Raw genomic sequence first — 17,793 nt, forward strand, 5'->3', positions numbered from 1 at the left:
TCCGCTTCGGGAGGCGGGCTTCTAGTATCTGGCGCACCGCATGGCGGTTGAATCTTGCAGCAAGAACCTTCAACGGAGAAGGACCCCCACATGGCCAAGAGAGCTCTCTCCGGCGCGCTCGCCCTCGCGGCGGCCGCGCTCGTCGTCCCTGCGGGCACCGCGCACGCCTCCCCGCCGGGAACCAGGGACGTCACCGCCGTCCTGTTCGAGTGGACCTTCGCCTCGGTCGCCAAGGAGTGCACCAACCGCCTGGGCCCGGCCGGTTACGGATACGTCCAGGTCTCGCCGCCCGCCGAGCACATACAGGGCCCGCAGTGGTGGACCTCGTACCAGCCCGTCAGCTACAAGATCGCCGGGCGGCTCGGTGACAGGACCGCCTTCCAGAGCATGGTCAACACCTGCCACGCGGCAGGCGTGAAGGTCGTGGCCGACACCGTCATCAACCACATGTCGGCGGGCTCGGGCACCGGCACCGGCGGCTCCTCGTACTCGAAGTACAACTACCCGGGCCTGTACTCCTCGTACGACTTCGACGACTGCACCGCCACCATCAGCGACTACACCAACCGCGCCAACGTGCAGAACTGCGAACTCGTCGAGCTCTCCGATCTGGACACCGGCGAGGAGTACGTCCGCGCGACCATCGCCAAGTACCTGAACGACCTGCTCTCCCTCGGCGTCGACGGCTTCCGTGTCGACGTGGCCAAGCACATGCCGGCCGCTGACCTCGCCAACATCAAGGCCCGGCTGAGCAATCCGTCCGTGTACTGGAAGCAGGAGGTCATCTTCGGCTCCGGCGAGGCCGTCCAGCCGACCGAGTACACAGGCAACGGAGACGTCCAGGAGTTCCGGTACGCGTACGACCTCAAGCGCGTCTTCAACAATGAGAACCTCGCCTACCTGAAGAACTACGGCGAGGGCTGGGGATACCTGAACAGCGGCGTCTCCGGCGTCTTCGTCGACAACCACGACACCGAGCGCAACGGCTCCACGCTCAGCTACAAGGACAACGCGAACTACACGCTGGCGAACGTCTTCATGCTGGCCTGGCCATACGGCGCGCCTGACATCAACTCCGGCTACGAGTTCTCCTCGACGGACGCGGGTCCGCCCAACGGCGGTACGGTCAACGCCTGTTGGCAGGACGGCTGGAAGTGCCAGCACGCCTGGCCGGAGATCCAGTCGTTGGTGGCCTTCCGCAACACCACCAGGGGTGAATCCGTCAGCGACTGGTGGGACAACGGCAACGACGCGATCGCCTTCGGCAGGGGCGGCAAGGGCTACGTGGCCATCAATCACGAGTCGAGCTCGCTGACGCGTACCTACCAGACCTCGCTGGCCGCGGGCACGTACTGCGACGTCCAGAGCAATACCAGCGTCACGGTGAACGGCTCGGGTCAGCTCACGGCGACGCTCGCGTCCAACGCGGCGCTGGCGATTTACGCGGGCAAGTCCAGCTGCTGAGCCCTGAGCCCTGAGTGCTGGGCGCCGAGTGCTGGGCGGGGATGGAAGGCCCGGCCGCTTCTGCCATCCCTGTCACTGGGGTCGCCCCGGTCATCGCTGTCACGGTGACCGGGGCTTCGCGGCGCTCCTGACTGAAAGTTCTTTCTGATCCTTTCAAGACTCTTGCTGCAAGCCTTGCACAGGCGATACGTTCACGCCGACGCCCGGCAGAGCAGCCGTGCCGTGGCGTGGGGTCGGACCCAATGAGTCAAATGAGCCGTATTTGCTAGGAGTTCACGCCTGTGGCCCTGATACCGAGATGGCCGGCGCCGCGGGTGCGCCGCGCCGCCGCCACGCACCGCGGACGGATCGCGGCGACAGCTGCCGCCGCGCTTGCCGTCACCCTCGTCCAGCCCCTCGTCGCCCGGGCAGAGACCCCGCCCGCGCCCCCGTCGGACGCGAAGCTCGCCGCCGAGCCGTCGCGTCACGACCTGACCCGCGAGCAGTTCTACTTCGTCCTGCCGGACCGCTTCGCCAACGGCGACGCGTCCAACGACGAGGGCGGCCTCACCGGCTCCCGCCTCGCGACCGGCTATGACCCCACCGACAAGGGCTTCTACCAGGGCGGCGACCTCAAAGGGCTGACCAAGAAGCTCGAATACATCAAGGACCTCGGCACCACCGCCATCTGGCTGGCGCCGATCTTCAAGAACCAGCCCGTGCAGGGCGTCGGCAAGGACGCCTCCGCCGGGTACCACGGCTACTGGATCACCGACTTCACCCAGGTCGACCCGCACTTCGGCACGAACGAGGACCTCGGGAAGCTCATCGACAAGGCCCACGACAAGGGCATGAAGGTCTTCTTCGACGTCATCACCAACCACACCGCCGACGTCGTCGACTACGAGGAGAAGTCCTACGACTACCTCTCCAAGGGCGCCTTCCCGTATCTGACCAAGGACGGCGTGCCCTTCGACGACGCCGACTACGCGGACGGGACCAAGGACTTCCCGTCCGTGGGTGCCGGTTCCTTCCCGCGTACGCCCGTCGTGGCCGACGCGAAGAAGTACCTCAAGGTGCCGTCGTGGCTCAACGACCCGACGATGTACCACAACCGCGGCGACTCGACCTTCGCCGGCGAGAGTGCCGAGTACGGCGACTTCTCCGGCCTCGACGATCTGTGGACCGAGCGTCCCGAGGTCGTCGGCGGCATGGAGAAGATCTACCAGCGCTGGGTCAGGGACTACGACATCGACGGCTTCCGGATCGACACCGTGAAGCACGTCAACACGGAGTTCTGGACCCAGTGGGCCACCGCCCTCGACGCGTACGCGGCCAAGCAGGGCCGCGACGACTTCTTCATGTTCGGCGAGGTCTACTCGGCGGACACGTCGATCACCTCGCCGTACGTCACCCAGGGCCGCCTCGACTCCACGCTGGACTTCCCCTTCCAGGACGCGGCCCGTGCGTACGCCTCCCAGGGCGGCAGCGCGAAGCGCCTGGCCTCGGTCTTCGCGGACGACTACAAGTACACGACCGACAAGGCCAACGCGTACGAGCAGGTCACCTTCCTCGGCAACCACGACATGGGCCGCATCGGGTACTTCCTGAAGCAGGACAACCCCAAGGCGTCGGATGCCGAGCTGGTGAAGAAGGACAGGCTCGCGAACGAGCTGATGTTCCTCAGCCGCGGCAACCCGGTCGTCTACTACGGCGACGAGCAGGGCTTCACCGGCGCGGGCGGCGACAAGGACGCCCGACAGACGATGTTCGCGTCCCGGACGGCCGACTACCTGGACGACGACGAGCTGGGCACCGACCGTACGCACGCCGAGGACGCGTACGACAAGAGCGCACCGCTCTACAAGCAGATCAGTGCTCTCGCGAAACTCCGCAAGGACAACCCCGCCCTCGCGGACGGCGTACAGACGGAGCGGTACGCGGCCGACGGCGCCGGCGTCTACGCCTTCTCCCGCACGTACGCGGAGACGGGCGTCGAGTACGTCGTCGCCGTCAACAACGCCGACGAGGCGAAGGCGGCGACCTTCGCGACCGGCTCGGCGGGCATGACGTTCCGCGGGATCTACGGCACCGACGACGTGCTGAAGAGCACCGGCGACAAGAAGGTCACCGTCACCGTCCCGGCCGGTTCCTCGGTCGTGTTCAAGGCGGCGGGCAGGCTCGCTGAGCCTGCGACCAAGCCCGCCCTCACGCTGAAGGCTCCCGCCGCGGGCGCCACCGGCACCGTCGAGCTCTCCGCCGACGTGGACGGCGGTCAGCTCAACCGCGTTGTCTTCGCCGCCCAGGTCGGCGACGGCAAGTGGCGGACGCTCGGTTCCGCGGACCACGCCCCGTACAAGGTCACTCAGGTCGTCGGCAAGGACGTACCGGCCGGAACCGCCCTGCGCTACAAGGCGGTTGTGATCGACTCGGCAGGGCGTACGGCCGGTGCCACGGCCGCCTCCACCACCGGCACCCCGCCCGCCGAGGAGGTTCCGACCGCCTCCTCGCGCGAGTACGCGATCGTCCACTACAAGCGCGAGGACGGCGACTACACCGACTGGCGCCTGTACGCCTGGGGCGACATCGCCGACGGCGAGGGCACCACCTGGCCCGAGGGCCACGACTTCGTCGGCCGGGACGCCTACGGGGCCTTCGCCCACGTGAAGCTGAAGCCGGGCGCGTCGAACGTGGGCTTCCTCGTCATCGACAAGGACGGCAACAAGGACGTCTCCGCCGACCGCACGATCGACGTCACCAAGACGGGCGAGATCTGGGTCGAGCAGGGAAAGGAGGCGGTACGGACGGAGCGGCCGACCGCCGACTATCCGGCGCCGGACAAGACCAAGGCCGTCCTGCACTACCGCCGCGCCGACGGGAACTACGACGGCTGGGGTCTGCACACCTGGACCGGTTCCGCGAACCCCACGGACTGGTCGAAGCCCCTGGAGCCGGTGAAGACTGACGCGTATGGCGCGGTCTTCGAGGTACCGCTCACCGAGGGTGCCACCAGCCTCGGTTACATCATCCACAAGGGCGACGAGAAGGACCTGCCCGCCGACCAGTCGCTCGACCTCAAGGCCGACGGCCACGAGGTGTGGCTCTTGAACGGCCAGGAGAAGTACCTCCTGCCACAGCCCGCCGGCAGCGCCGCCGCACTCGACCTGACCACCTCCAAGGCGGTCTGGATCGACCGGAACACGGTGGCGTGGAACGGTAACGAGGCAGCCGCCTCCACCCAGTTGCTGTACTCCCGCGACGGCTCCATCAAGGTCGAGGACGGAGCCCTCGTCAGCGACGACGAGCGCTGGCTGCGGCTGGACAAGGCGACGCTCACCGACGCGCAGAAGGCCGAGTTCCCGCACCTGAAGGACTACCCGGCCTGGTCCGTCGACCCGCGCGACCGGGACCGGGTGCGCGAGGCACTGCGCGGCCAGCTGGTCGCCTCCCAACGGGCGGCGAACGGTGCCGTGTTGGCGGCGACAGGCGTGCAGATCGCGGGCGTACTCGACGATCTGTACGACGCGACGAAGGCCGACCTCGGGCCGACGTTCCGGGGCGGCCGCCCCACGCTTGCTGTCTGGGCGCCCACGGCGCAGGACGTGTCGCTGGAGATCGGCGACCGGGCCGTGCCCATGAAGAGGGACAACGCCACCGGCGTCTGGTCCCTCACCGGTCCCAAGTCCTGGAAGAACAAGCCCTACCGCTACGTCGTGAAGGTGTGGGCGCCCAGCGTCCGCGAGGTCGTCACCAACAAGGTCACCGACCCCTACTCGGTCGCTCTCACCGCCGACTCCGAGCGCAGCCTCGTCGTCGACCTCCGCGACGAGTCCCTTGCGCCGAGCGGCTGGTCGGGTCTCCAGAAGCCGAAGGCCGTTCCGCTGAAGGACGCCCAGATCCAGGAGCTGCACATCCGGGACTTCTCCGTCGAGGACAGGACGGCGGCCAACCCCGGCACGTACCTCGCCTTCACCGACAAGGACAGCGACGGCTCCAAGCACCTCAAGAGGCTTGCGGAGTCCGGGACGTCGTACGTCCATCTCCTGCCCGCCTTCGACATCGCCACCATCCCGGAGAAGAAGTCCGACCAGGCGACCGTCGACTGCGACCTCGCCTCCTACGCCGCCGACTCCGAGAAACAGCAGGAGTGCGTGGCGAAGATCGCCGCGAAGGACGCGTACAACTGGGGCTACGACCCGTACCACTACACGGTGCCGGAGGGCTCGTACGCCACCGACCCCGACGGGACCGGCCGCACGGTCGAGTTCAGGAAGATGGTCAAGTCCCTGAACGAGGACGGCCTGCGGGTCGTCATGGACGTGGTCTACAACCACACCACCGCGAGCGGCCAGGCCGACACCTCGGTGCTCGACAAGGTCGTGCCGGGCTACTACCAGCGGCTGCTCGCCGACGGCAGCGTCGCCACCTCCACCTGCTGTGCCAACACGGCGACCGAGAACACCATGATGGGCAAGCTGGTGGTGGACTCGATCGTCACGTGGGCCAAGGAGTACAAGGTCGACGGCTTCCGCTTCGACCTGATGGGGCACCACCCGAAGGCCAACATTCTGGCGGTCAGGAAGGCCCTCGACGCGCTCACCCCCGAAGAGGACGGCGTCGACGGGAAGAAGATCATCCTGTACGGCGAGGGCTGGAACTTCGGCGAGGTCGCGGACGACGCCCGCTTCGTGCAGGCCACGCAGAAGAACATGGCCGGAACCGGTGTCGCCACCTTCTCCGACCGGGCCCGTGACGCCGTGCGCGGCGGTGGCCCGTTCGACGAGGACCCGGGCGTCCAGGGCTTCGCGTCCGGCCTCTACACCGACCCCAACTCCTCCGGGGCAAACGGTACTTCGGCCGAGCAGAAGGCCCGGCTCCTGCACTACCAGGACCTGATCAAGGTGGGGCTCTCGGGCAATCTCAAGGCGTTCACCTTCACCGACACCAGCGGCAAGGAGGTCAAGGGCTCCGAGGTCGACTACAACGGGGCGCCCGCCGGGTACGCGGACGCGCCAGGCGACGCCCTCGCGTACGTGGACGCGCACGACAACGAGTCGCTGTTCGACGCGCTCACGTTCAAGCTGCCGACCTCAGTGAGCGCGGCCGACCGGGCGCGGATGCAGGTCCTCGCCATGGCGACGGCCACCCTGTCGCAGGGCCCGGCGCTGTCCCAGGCCGGCACCGACCTGCTGCGTTCGAAGTCCCTTGACCGCAACTCGTACGACAGCGGTGACTGGTTCAACGCCGTCCACTGGGACTGCCGGGACGGCAACGGCTTCGGGCGCGGACTGCCGATGGCCGCCGACAACGAGTCCAAGTGGCCTTACGCCAAGCCCTTGTTGACGTCCGTCGAGGTGGGCTGTCCGCAGATCGAGGGCGCCTCCGCCGCGTACCGGGACCTGTTGAAGATCCGTACGAGCGAGAGCGTCTTCGGACTCGACAGCACCGAGCAGGTGCGGTCGAAGCTGTCCTTCCCGCTGTCCGGCAAGGACGAGACGCCCGGTGTGATCACGATGAGGCTCGGCGATCTGGTCGTCGTCCTCAACGCCACACCCGAGCGGCAGAACCAGCGGATCTCGGCGCTCACCGGGACGGCGTACGCGCTGCACCCGGTGCAGGCCGAGGGCGCCGACCCTACCGTCAAGTCCAGCTCCTTCGATCCGGGATCGGGCACATTCGCCGTTCCAGGACGCAGCGTCGCCGTATTCGCCCGGACGGCCCGGTAGCGGACTAGCTTGGTGGGACAGGCCCCGAACGCGGCCTGTCCCACCTAGTCGTGTACCGAGGTGCGGTGGACATGGACGGAAACGGCAGTCAGGGCAGTCAGACCAGTTCCACCGTGCTGGTGGTCGACGACGCGGCGGCGGGCCGGTACGCCATGGGCGCCGTGCTGCGCCGCGACGGATACCGTGTCGTGCCCGTCGCCAGCGCGGCGGAGGTGCTCGGCGAACTCGACGTACGGCTGCGGGCCGGCTCCCTGCCCGACGTGGCGCTCGTCGATGTCGGGCTGCCGGACATGAGCGGCTTCGAACTGTGCCGCCGCCTCAAGGCGTCCCCTCCCACCGCCGACCTGCCCGTCGTGCACTTCTCGGCCGCGGCCGTGGCGTCCGCCGACCGATGCCGCGGCCTGGACGCGGGCGGCGAGGCGTATCTGACGGTGCCCGCGGAGCCCGAGGAGATCCAGGCGGTGGTACGGGCCGCGCTGCGCGGAGCCAGGGTGCGATCCGGGACCGAGGCGCACGTCCGGCGTCTCACGGTGCTCTCCGAGGCCATCGTGGCTGTGCAGGCCGCCCGGTGCCTGCAGGAGCTCGCCGACGCGGCCGCCGCCGGAGCCGCCCGGCTCACCAGCGCTCCGGCCGCGGTCTTCGTCCTCGGCGGGGACGGCGAGCTGTACTCGGGCACGTCCCGGTCCGGGGCACGGCTCACGCCGCCCGACGGCAGCGCCCACGACGCCGTGTCCCGGCTGATGCGGCGCGTCATGGCAGGGCGGACCGAGGTGCGTGGCACCGTCGTGCCGGCGCCTCTGTGGCCCCGCGGCTTCTTCCGGCCGGCCGGGCTCGACGACGCGCGCCTCACGCTGACCCGGACCCAGGACACCAGCGCCCTGGTGTGCCTGGCCACCCCCGCGCGCGGCGCCCGGACCCCGGAGCCGGACACCGACCGGGTCCTCGCCCAGCTCGCCCAGGCCACCGCCCTGGCCGCGCAGCCGCTGCTGATGTACCAGGTCGAACGGCATGTCGCGCTGACCCTCCAGCACAGTTTCCTGCCCAAGAGGCTGCCCCACCTGCCCGGCGTCGAGGCCGCCGTGCGCTATCTACCGGCCTCCCGGCAGACCGAGATCGGCGGCGACTTCTACGCGGGCCTGCGCACCCCCGACGGGGTGCTCGCCGTGGTCGGCGACGTCGTCGGGCACTCGCTGGAAGCGGCCACCGTCATGGTCGAGATCCGGCACGCGCTGCGCGGCTACTGCGTCGACGAGTCCGATCCCGGGGTGCTCGCCGAGCGGCTCGACCGGATGCTCCAGCACTACCACCCGGAGGTCACGGCCACCGTCTGTCTGGTCCTCGTCGACCCGGACACCGGCCGCACCCGCATCGCCAACGCGGGCCACATCCCGCCGCTCGTCGTACGGGACACGGGCGCCGCCGAGTACGCCAAGGCCTGTGGCCCGCTCCTCGGGCTCGGCCTGGACCGGCCGCCGCCGTCCGAGATCCTGCTGACCCCCACGGACCGGCTCCTGCTGGTCACCGACGGCCTCATCGAAACCCGCGGCACGGACCTGGCGGTCTCCATGGAACACCTGCGCACCGTCGCCGCCGACGCACCGGCCGGCCTGCGCGCCCTGTGCGACACGCTCCTGGACTGCTTCGGCCGTGAACGGGAGGACGACATCGCGCTTCTCGCCCTGAGGCTGACCTCGCGCTGCGACTAAGGTGAATCTGTTGACCTAGAACAGGAGTGCCCATGCCGCAGATCACCGTCGACTACTCCACACCGCTCGCCGACACCTTCGACCGGCAGGGCTTCGCGCTCGCCCTGCACGCCATGGTGGTGGAGACCGCCGCCGCGAAGATCGAGGCGTGCAAGACACGCTTCCGGCCGACCGAGGACATCGTGGTCGGCGCGGAGGGCGTCGGCCACGAGCATGTGCACGTCACGCTGGCGCTGCTGCCCGGCCGGACCGCCGAGACGAAGTCCGCGCTGACCGAGCGGACGCTCGAGCTGCTGAAATCCCACGTGAAGCCGCTTGACGGTCTGACGCTGCATGCCTCCGCGGAGGTTCGGGATCTTGACCCGTCGTATCAGAAGTTCGTGAACTAGCGAGCAACGCCCACAACCCGCACACGGCTTACGACGCCAGTGAGACCAGGCGGCCGATCAGATCCGTGAACGGACCCTCGGCCGGCTCCTCCGCGAACATATGGCGCAGCAGCGCGGCCATCTCGGGGTCGTACGCGGCGCTCACCGCGGCGAGTGCCGCGAAGTCGTTGACGAGTTGGGCCTCCAGCTCGCCGCGTGGAATCCGCCGTCCGTCCAGCCAGATCAGCGCGGTCGACTCGGCGAGCGAGATCCAGGAGCGGATGACCATTTCGAGCCGTGCGGGCGGCTGGTCGATCCGCAGATGCGCGAGGATCTGGAGGTACGCGGCCTGCCGTACGCCGTCGACGAGGGCGTTCGTGTTCGTCGAACCGACCGCCGGTCCGCCGCGCATCAGCGCCGAGAAACCGGGCCCGTGCTCGTCGACGAAGTCGAAGTACCGCCGCATGACCCGCAGCAGCCGCGCTCCGAGCGGCCCCTCCCGCGGCTCCACGAAGCGTGCCGTCAGGTCGTCCGAGGCGCGCTTCAACGCGGCTTCGTACAGGCTGAGTTTGCCGGGAAAGTAGTGGTAGACCAGCGGTCGCGAGATACCCGCGGCGGACGCGATCTCATCGATGGAGACCTCGTCGGGCGAGCGTCGGCTGAACAGTTCGAGGGCGACGCCGATCAACTGCTGCCGCCGCTCGTCGACACCCATTCTGCGGCGTACCCCGGTTGTCATGCGAACACCCTACCGATTGAATCCGGCCTCCCGAACGGGCCCGTCCGGCACATCGCGACGTCCGCGCCGACCACAACGTATGTCCGCCCCACCACAGTTCGCCCTTGAACGTACCGATTCCCCACCCTCCAGGGGGAGTTGCGCGACCCGGGCCCGCTACCGCAGCCCGGCGATCGCCCTGCCGTTCGCCAGTCGTCCCTCGAGGCCCGCCTGCGCGCCCTGCTTGGCGCGTACGACGAGGACGTTGCCCTGGGCGGATCCGTTGACCCCGCCCGTCGTGTTGATCGACGCCGTGTCCTTGCTGCCGGCGGCCAGCAGGTACCAGTCGCCCGCGTGCTCCGCCTTCCACAGCACGCCCGCCAGCACGTGCGGGTCCTTGGGACCGCAGGCTGCCACGTTCTCCGCCTTCGCCGCGACCGCGCCGTACTTCTGGCCCGAGGCGTGGAACTGGGCCAGAACCCGAGCGCCCCCGCCCCGCCAGGTGTCCGCGCGGGTGCACAGCCAGTCGGCGGTGCCGCTCGCGTCGGGCAACGGCTGCCGGGCGTACTGCCAGGCGTTCACCGAGCGCACCCCTTGGGAGCGCACGGCCGCGAGGGAGCAGGCCAGCGGGGACCACGTCGCCGCCGAGGCGTCGTGGGGCTGCCCGGGGCGACCCGAGGTGAGATGGGCCGGAGTCAGCTCGCCGAGGTCGGTCATCAGCCGGGTGCCCGCGGCGTCCGTCAGCTCCAGCGCGTTCCAGGAACGGCACTCGCCGGTCCGCTCGGCGGGGCCGGCGAACGGCTCGGTCACCCCGTCGGCCGAGCGCCCCAGCCGGGTCGTCCCGGAGGTGCCGGACGGGCCGGGCGCGGACTTCAGCAGGTCCCGCACGGCGGCCTTACGCACCCAAGGCGCCGTCAGATAGCGGATGTTGCCGTCGGTCCGGTTGAGGACCACCGCGTTCGCCTCGGCCCCGGTGGCGCCGTCGACCCGCGCGAAGTCCAGCGCGGCGATCCGCGTGCCGTCCTTCGGCTCGGCATACCGCACGATGCGCAGCCCGTCGTAGAGCAGCACGACCCGGCCCTGGTCGACCTCGCCCGCGTACAGCAGCTGGGGCGGCCCGGGCGGGGCGCCCGCCGGGGTGCCGGGGGTCGCCGAGACCCGCACGGACTCGCCGGGGCGGGCCCACACGGCGAGCGCGCGGCGCAGCAGCGCCTTGTCGCCGGTGAGGTTGCCGCGCGCGGGCCACACGGAGAAGTCGGTGCGAGCGGACGACTGCCAGGCGGCCGTCGGCACCAGCGTCAACTTGCCCGGGTCCAGCGCGGCTTGGGCCGCCGGGTTCTGTGCGTACGGGGGCGCCGCGGGCCCGTCGGGAGCCCAGCCGTCGCCGGGCAGTCCGAGGAGCGCGCCGCACACCGCGACGGCGGCGGTCGCGGCGAGCGCCGCCTTCATGTGCTGGCGGCGGCGCATCAGGTCGGGAGGCCGGGCCTGCAGGGAGCACGGATCGAACTCGGGAGACGTCAACAGGTCGTCCTGGGACTCCAGCCGGCCGGCCTCGGTGAGCGCCGCGGCCGGGTCCTCCTCGCCCGCCGCGGCCAGCATGTCGCACACGTCCGTGTCGCCCATCCGCTCCAGACCGCGCAGGACATAGGCGGCACGGGCCGGCGCGGACAGGGCCGACAGCCGCTGGTCCAGGGCGAGTTCGTCGGCGCCGCCCGAGCGCGGGAAGAGCCGCAGGCCCCACACCTGGGGGAGCAGCGGCGGCAGTTGCGCCCGCTTCGGCCACGCCTTGAGCCTCAGCGGCCGGCCGGCCTCCAGGGCCGTACGCAGCACCTGGAGGCGTACGTACGCGTATCCCGGGTCGCAGTCGCGGCCCTCGGCCGTCTGCTGGACCGGGATGAGCGAGGGGTCCCCGGACGTCCGCCCCCTGGGCAGGGCGCGCTGGGTGAGCGAGTGGGCGGTGAGCACGCGGCGGTTGCGGCCGAGGCTCGGCGGCAGCACCAGATAGGCGAGCCGGACGAGCCGCGGGTAGTGCTCGACGAGCGCGGCCTCGGCCTGCTCGACGTCGACGACCGGAACGGGTCGGGGAGTTGAAGCGGGGCGCGGGGCGACATCCTGTGACTGCACATTCAGCAGAACGAGCGAATCGGTGGTTGGTCACCTGGACCGCGCCGAGTTCGCGCGGGGTTACCGCTGGGGCTCCACGAGCAGCCGAGCGTAGTTCGCCATGGACCGCTGGTAGCGCGGCAGATGGGGGGCGAGGGCGCCGAGTACGAGGGAGAGTCCCTCGCGTTCGCGGCCGAGGTCCGCCAGGCACAGGGCGAGACAGGCGCGTACGGCATCGTCCAACTCGTCGGGGGGTGCGTCGAGTTCGGGCGTGAGGAGCTTGACGCCCTCCTCCGGCTGCCCGATGTTCCGCATGGAGCTGGAGAGCTGGATCTTCGCCCGCCGCCCGCGATAGCCGTTCAGGCCGCGAGCCAGCGCCTCCCGGTACAGCGGAACCGCCTTGTCCGAGTGACCCGTGGAGTCCCAGGCGCCGGCGCGCTCGAACGGTCCGAGGGGGCTGTCGGCGGGCAGCTCGGCGACGAGCGCGTCGATCACCGCGCGGAAGTCCGCCGCCTCGGCCTCCGAGTGGTCGTCGAAGGAGGCCCAGGCGGCTGTCAGCCGCTCTTCCCAGTCTTCTGTGGTCACGGGCCCACCCTCGCACAGGCGTGCCCGTGACGGCATCGCCATTACGCTGGGCTCGCTCGGCTCCACCTGATCGTCCGGACTGCCGGTTGTGTCGATTGAGCACGGAGCGTGCGGGAGCCGTATCGAAGGCGGGGCCCTTGCCAGGGCTCTCAGCGGCGTGGGCCGGAACCGACAGCCCCCGTGCGGTTCCGAGGCCGGGGACACCGGCCACGGAGCCGGCGAGTTCATGTCGCCGGAGCAGGCCAGTCGCCGTAAGGAAAAGGACCCGGAGGTACGTACGAATGAGTTCGACGAGGAAGAGGCTCGCGGGGGGTGCGGTCGCAGTGGCCGCCGCCCTGCTGGCGCTGACCGGCTGCGGCTCGGACGACGGTGGGGAGAAGGTCCCCGAGACCGCGAGCGGGAGTCTGGAGCACCTGGCGAGTGAGGCCGGCTGCAAGCCGAACATGCAGACGGACGCGGACACGATCCGTCAGGCCATCTGCAAGAACTCCGGGGGCAAGTTCGTCCTCGCCACCTTCGCCACCGACCGCGGCCAGCGCGAGTGGCTGAACGGGGCGAAGGACTACGGCGGCTACTACCTCGTCGGCCGCAAGTGGGTCGCCGTCGGTGCGGAGAAGACGGTCACAGCGCTGCGCGGCCGGCTCGGCGGGATCATGGAGGAGGGGTCCGAACACATGAATCCCGGTGGCAGTCACAACAAGAGCGGTCACAGCGGCTGACCGCGCGGGTTCGGGGGCAAGCGAAAGCCGGCGGTGGGATTTCCCACCGCCGGCTTTCTACCGCTTACTGCTTACTGGTCAGTGCCTGCTGTGCTACTGGCAGTCCTGGCCGCTGTTGATGCAGTCGACCACCTGGTTCATCGTCTCCTCGTCGAAGAAGTTGATGAAGTCGTTGTGGTCGGTGATCGGCTTGTGCAGCTCTGTCGGGAAGCCGTCCACCGCGAACGGATTCACGACTTGTCCGTTCTCGATCTGCGGCGCCGGAACGTCGTAGACCAGACGGGCCTGGAGCTGGGGGATGGCCTGGAAACCGTTGGCGCAGGTACCGTCCTCCTGCACGAAGGCCACGTGCGTGCGGTGGTTGGCGCTGTCGATGTTCTGGCCGTCCCAGCAGCTCTGGAAGTTGGACGTCCGTACCACCGAGCTGCCCTCGGGGCAGATCGGGTACTTGTCCGTCAGCTGCCTGTCCTCGAAGCCGGTGCAGCTCCAGTTCGTGTTGGCGTTGGCGAGGCCGTTGCTGAAGGCCTTGGCGTCACCGGTGATGATGCGCAGGGCCTGCGGCATCGCGACGACATCGCTCGTCTTGTTGCCGACGAACTTCAGCTCCGCCTGGGTGGCTTCCTGGATCGGGCCGATGTTGCCTTCCGCACCGCCACCGAGGTCGTTCGCGTCGAACTCGTCCGTGCCGTTCTGCAGGCGCAGCACCGGCCAGTAGTACGACGACTTGTCGCCCTGGTTCTCGCAGCTGGTGTCGGCCTGGAGGAACTGCTCGTCGCTGGTGAAGGCGTTGTTGTCCTGGTTGCCGACGTAGTCGTGCGTGTGCTGCGCACCGTTGTCGACACCCGGAGCGACGATCACGTTGTCCGAGTTGTGGTTGTCGTTCGGGTTGGTGCCACAGCTCGTGGTGAAGCTGCCCGTCGAACCGGAGTCCCCGTTCGCGGGGAGCCCGTTCGCACCGACGCCCTTCGCGCCGCCGTTCGGCTGGACGGTGGTGATGTCCTGGAAGTCGGCCGCCACCGGGCCGTTGCCCTCCTGGCCGCCGTCGCCCTGGTCCTGACCGTCGCCCTGGTCCTGGCCCTGGTCCTGACCGTCGCCGGCCTGGTCCTGGCCCTGGTCCTGGTCCTGACCGTCGCCGGCCTGGTCCTGGCCTTCGCCGTCGACGACCTCCGGCTGGTCGGCCGCCACACCCTGACACTCGGCGAGCTGGTCGGCTCCCTGCGGAGGCTTACCGCCCGCGCGGTTGATGTTGATGCCGATCCGGTCGATCGTGGCCGTCCGCTTGGACTTCAGCGGCCCGAGGATGGCGTTGTTGACGTAGCCGGGGTCCCCCGCCTGAGCCTGGCGTGTGTCCGCGAGACGCTTGTAGGCCTCCGTGACCTGCTGGTCGAGCTTCGCCAGCTCCTGGTCGACACCGGCGCGTGCGCCGTCCGGCACGTCGGTCAGCTGCTGGCCCACGTCGGGGCAGTCGATGGTGGCGACCCCCGTGGCGGCGGTCGTCTGCGCGTTCTGCGTCGAATCCTTCTCCTCGTGCGCCGAAGCGTAGAAATTCGCCGCGAGCAAGCCGCCGCCACCCAGCGCGAGAGCCGCCGAAGCGGCTATCGCCCGGTTGGCGAGCGTGGAGCGGCGTTTACGGTTTGTGCGTCCCATGGAACTCCTCTGGCTTCCTTGCGGGGCATCGAGGTGCCCGACAGGAGGTGAAGCGGCTCCGTTGAATACGGAGGAGGTTCCTGAGGTGTTCAGCGGCCTCAGAAATTGGTGAGAGTTCCGTGGGGCAATTGTGGCGCAAGGGGCTCAGAAGCCCCTGAAGCAACGGCAGTTGAGGGGGGATTATTGAATATCGTTCAGCGAAAGCCGATCTTTATCGCGGACCATTCAGGGCCTTTCAGCGGTCCTGGTCCAAATAGGCGAGAACGGCCAGAACGCGACGGTTGTCGTCGTCCGAGACCTCCAAGGCCAGCTTCGCGAAGATGTTGGAGGTGTGCTTGGCGATCGCCCGCTCCGTGACCACCAGTTGGCCCGCGATCGCCGCATTCGACCTGCCCTGCGCCATGAGTTCCAAAACCTCCAGCTCGCGCGGAGTGAGTCGGCCCAGCGGCCGGCCGTCCCCCTGCCGCCGCGACAGCAACTGCTGGATGACCTGCGGATCCATCGCGGTACCGCCCGCCGCGACCCGGCGCACCGCGTCGATGAACTGCTCGGCGTCGAACACCCGGTCCTTGAGCAGATAGCCGACCCCGCCGGTCCCGTCGGCCAGCAGCTCACGCGCGTACAACTGCTCCACGTGCTGCGACAGTACGAGCACCGGAAGGCCGGGTCTGGCCCGGCGGGCCTCCAGTGCGCACTGCAGCCCCTCGTCCGTGTGCGAGGGCGGCAGGCGCACGTCGACCACGGCGACGTCCGGTGCCAACTCCGCTAGCGCCCGGGTCAGTTCGGGCCCGCTCTCGACGGCCGCGGCGATCTCGAAGTCGTACGCCTCCAGCATCCGGACCAGGCCGTCGCGCAACAGGAAGAGATCTTCGGCTAGGACAACTCGCAAGGGATCTCCATGGTCACCATGGTGGGACCGCCCGCGGGGCTGCTGACGGCCAGAACGCCGTCGAATGTACCGAGTCGCCGCTCGACTCCGGAGAGTCCCGACCCCGCGCCGACGGCCGCGCCGCCCTTGCCGTTGTCGGTGACGGCGATCCGCAGCATGCCGTCGTGGTCCCGGCTGCCGTGCTCGCGCGTGTGGTGCACGTCGACCCAGATGCGGTCGGCGCCCGAGTGCTTGACGGCGTTGGTGAGGACCTCGCTGACGGCGAAGTACGCGGCGGCCTCCACGGGTGCTTCCGGCCGCCCCGCCAGGTCCACGTCCACCTCGGTGCTGATCGGCAGCCGCAGCGCCAACGCCCGTACGGCGTCCCCCAGTCCGCGTTCGGCGAGGACGGGCGGATGGATGCCGCGGACGAGGTCGCGCAGCTCGGTCAGCGCGTCGGCGGAGGATTTGCGGGCCTGCGCGAGCAACCGCCTGGCCTTCGCCGGATCCTTCTCGATCAGGGCCTCGACCGTGCCGAGATCCATGCCCATCGCGACCAGCCGGGCCTGCGCGCCGTCGTGCAGGTCCCGCTCGATACGGCGCAGGTCGGCCGCCGAGGTGTCGACGGCGTCGCGCCGGGTCTCCGTGAGCACACGGACGCGCTCGGCGAGCTCGCCCTGCCCGGACCCGAGGACGGCCCGGGTCAGCAGGAAGTGGACACGCAGGAGGTACGGGACCGTGTAGTAGGCGACGACGAGGAGGACGGCACCCAGCGCGGCCGCGCCGAGGGCGCCGGCCTGCCCGCTGACCGGCACGAAGCCGTACCACCAGCCGACGTACGTCCCGTCCGTGAAGACCCGCCACAACCCGGCGCCCAGCGCGAAGCCCTCGAAGGGGTAGAGGAGCAGCCCGGCCGGCAGCACCGCGGTCACGAACCCCGCGGTCATGTCGACCGGCAGCCACATCAGGTCCCGCCAGGTCGCCGGATCGCCGAGCATGCGGAAGCACCGCGTCCACGGGTTGGCGTCCTTCGGGACGGGCCGGTACGCGGGCGGGATCCGCACCCCGTACCACTGGGCCGCCACCATGCGCCGCCAGTCCGCGAAACCGCGTACGGCGGTCAGCACCCAGGGCGTCGTGACAATGCCGATGCCCACCAGCACGAGAACGACCGACACGACGGACAGCGCGAAGAGGGTGATCGACCCGACGGGGACCACGACGGCCAGCACCAGCGCCCGCAGTCCGGCGAGCAGGACGGTACGCACCCGGCCGCCACCGTTTCCGCCGCTCCCGCCGTTCTCGTCGGCGTCCTCCGTCCTCGCGCCCCTGATCCTCGTGTCCGTGCTCTTCGCGTCCATGGCCTCAGTCTCGCCGAGCCGGTCGGCGGGGTCACTGGGCCGGACACCCGGACGGGGGTGGTGCCAGTAGCACCCCCGGCCACGCTCAGCGGTCCGGGTCCGGACCCGGGTTCAGGCTCAGGCTCAGGACCTTCGCCTCCACCACCGCGCGCCCCGCGAACTCCGTACCACCCAGCGTCAGAAGTCTCATACGGCGACTCTGACCGGAGGGCCCGCGCGGCGGAAGCTGGCCATGACTCCAAAGCAGACGGGGTCGGGTTGCGTACGGGGTCGGCCCCGCGCCCCTTCACGGGCGCGGGGCTGTGACATTTTGCGGCTCCGCCGCCATGGGGGAGCGACCAGCCCCACCCACCCGCACTCGGACAACCGCCGAAGGGGCGCCCACCGAATCGGTGGGCGCCCCTTCAGAGAGAGAAGCGGGATCAGATCTGGCCGGCCTTGTCCAGGGCGGTGCAGCAGGTGTCGACGATCAGGCGTGTGACGACGTACGGGTCGACGTTGGCGTTCGGGCGGCGGTCCTCGATGTAGCCCTTGCCGTCCTTCTCGACC

11 protein-coding genes and 1 pseudogene are annotated in these 17,793 nt (G+C 69.7%); 5 read left to right on the plus strand and 7 right to left on the minus strand.

The annotated features are described in order from the left end of the window. The first annotated feature begins 90 nt into the window (after positions 1-90). The 4 genes from ACTWQR_RS44470 (at position 91) to ACTWQR_RS44485 (ending at position 9,264) form a co-directional block, all read left to right on the plus strand. On the plus strand, positions 91-1,464 hold the full coding sequence (locus ACTWQR_RS44470) for an alpha-amylase (RefSeq protein ID WP_443233003.1): 1,374 nt from the start codon (positions 91-93) through the stop codon (positions 1,462-1,464). Between the two features lie 287 nt (positions 1,465-1,751). Next, complete coding sequence (pulA, locus tag ACTWQR_RS44475; RefSeq protein WP_443233014.1) at positions 1,752-7,169, plus strand: pullulanase-type alpha-1,6-glucosidase; 5,418 nt, start codon at positions 1,752-1,754, stop codon at positions 7,167-7,169. 71 nt (positions 7,170-7,240) lie between these two features. Next, positions 7,241-8,875 (plus strand): SpoIIE family protein phosphatase, encoded by a 1,635-nt coding sequence (locus ACTWQR_RS44480; protein WP_443233004.1) that lies wholly within the window; start codon positions 7,241-7,243, stop codon positions 8,873-8,875. A gap of 32 nt (positions 8,876-8,907) precedes the next feature. Then, positions 8,908-9,264, plus strand: a complete 357-nt coding sequence (locus tag ACTWQR_RS44485) for a 5-carboxymethyl-2-hydroxymuconate Delta-isomerase (RefSeq protein WP_443233005.1) — start codon at positions 8,908-8,910, stop codon at positions 9,262-9,264. Positions 9,265-9,292: 28 nt separating this feature from the next. Here ACTWQR_RS44485 and ACTWQR_RS44490 read toward each other — a convergent pair whose 3' ends face one another. From ACTWQR_RS44490 to ACTWQR_RS44500, 3 genes are all read right to left on the minus strand, one after another. Further along, positions 9,293-9,982 (minus strand): TetR/AcrR family transcriptional regulator, encoded by a 690-nt coding sequence (locus tag ACTWQR_RS44490; RefSeq protein WP_443233006.1) that lies wholly within the window; start codon positions 9,980-9,982, stop codon positions 9,293-9,295. A gap of 156 nt (positions 9,983-10,138) precedes the next feature. Beyond that, entirely contained in the window at positions 10,139-12,085 is a 1,947-nt protein-coding gene (locus ACTWQR_RS44495; protein WP_443233007.1) for a hypothetical protein, read from the minus strand. A gap of 60 nt (positions 12,086-12,145) precedes the next feature. After that, on the minus strand, positions 12,146-12,685 hold the full coding sequence (locus ACTWQR_RS44500) for a tetratricopeptide repeat protein (protein WP_443233008.1): 540 nt from the start codon (positions 12,683-12,685) through the stop codon (positions 12,146-12,148). Positions 12,686-12,930: 245 nt separating this feature from the next. On the opposite strand from ACTWQR_RS44500, the gene ACTWQR_RS44505 reads away from it, so the two are divergent. Next, entirely contained in the window at positions 12,931-13,368 is a 438-nt protein-coding gene (locus ACTWQR_RS44505) for a hypothetical protein (protein ID WP_443233009.1), read from the plus strand. Between the two features lie 93 nt (positions 13,369-13,461). On the opposite strand, the gene ACTWQR_RS44510 is transcribed toward ACTWQR_RS44505, so the two are convergent. From ACTWQR_RS44510 to ACTWQR_RS44525, 4 genes and pseudogenes are all read right to left on the minus strand, one after another. Next, positions 13,462-15,015: a DUF1996 domain-containing protein gene (locus ACTWQR_RS44510; protein WP_443233010.1), complete on the minus strand. Its 1,554-nt coding sequence runs from the start codon at positions 15,013-15,015 to the stop codon at positions 13,462-13,464. Positions 15,016-15,250: 235 nt separating this feature from the next. Beyond that, positions 15,251-15,904, minus strand: coding sequence for a LuxR C-terminal-related transcriptional regulator (locus tag ACTWQR_RS44515; protein ID WP_443233011.1), 654 nt, complete (start codon positions 15,902-15,904; stop codon positions 15,251-15,253). After that, positions 15,889-17,244 (minus strand): sensor histidine kinase, encoded by a 1,356-nt coding sequence (locus ACTWQR_RS44520; protein WP_443233012.1) that lies wholly within the window; start codon positions 17,242-17,244, stop codon positions 15,889-15,891. The genes ACTWQR_RS44515 and ACTWQR_RS44520 overlap by 16 nt, the downstream gene beginning before the upstream one ends. Before the next feature lie 422 nt (positions 17,245-17,666). Further along, positions 17,667-17,793, minus strand: a pseudogene (locus ACTWQR_RS44525) (glutamine synthetase); the annotation flags it as partial.

Source organism: Streptomyces sp. 2A115, assembly GCF_052245575.1.
In the GTDB taxonomy this organism is placed as follows: domain Bacteria; phylum Actinomycetota; class Actinomycetes; order Streptomycetales; family Streptomycetaceae; genus Streptomyces.

What these genes read in the sequence shown, in the direction of transcription:
- ACTWQR_RS44470 (WP_443233003.1), top strand. Translation starts at nt 91, where the DNA reads ATGGCCAAGAGAGCTCTCTCCGGCGCGCTCGCCCTCGCGGCGGCCGCG.
- ACTWQR_RS44480 (WP_443233004.1), top strand. Translation starts at nt 7,241, where the DNA reads ATGGACGGAAACGGCAGTCAGGGCAGTCAGACCAGTTCCACCGTGCTG.
- ACTWQR_RS44485 (WP_443233005.1), top strand. Translation starts at nt 8,908, where the DNA reads ATGCCGCAGATCACCGTCGACTACTCCACACCGCTCGCCGACACCTTC.
- ACTWQR_RS44490 (WP_443233006.1), bottom strand. Translation starts at nt 9,982, where the DNA reads ATGACAACCGGGGTACGCCGCAGAATGGGTGTCGACGAGCGGCGGCAG.
- ACTWQR_RS44500 (WP_443233008.1), bottom strand. Translation starts at nt 12,685, where the DNA reads ATGCCGTCACGGGCACGCCTGTGCGAGGGTGGGCCCGTGACCACAGAA.
- ACTWQR_RS44505 (WP_443233009.1), top strand. Translation starts at nt 12,931, where the DNA reads ATGAGTTCGACGAGGAAGAGGCTCGCGGGGGGTGCGGTCGCAGTGGCC.
- ACTWQR_RS44510 (WP_443233010.1), bottom strand. Translation starts at nt 15,015, where the DNA reads ATGGGACGCACAAACCGTAAACGCCGCTCCACGCTCGCCAACCGGGCG.
- ACTWQR_RS44520 (WP_443233012.1), bottom strand. Translation starts at nt 17,244, where the DNA reads ATGGACGCGAAGAGCACGGACACGAGGATCAGGGGCGCGAGGACGGAG.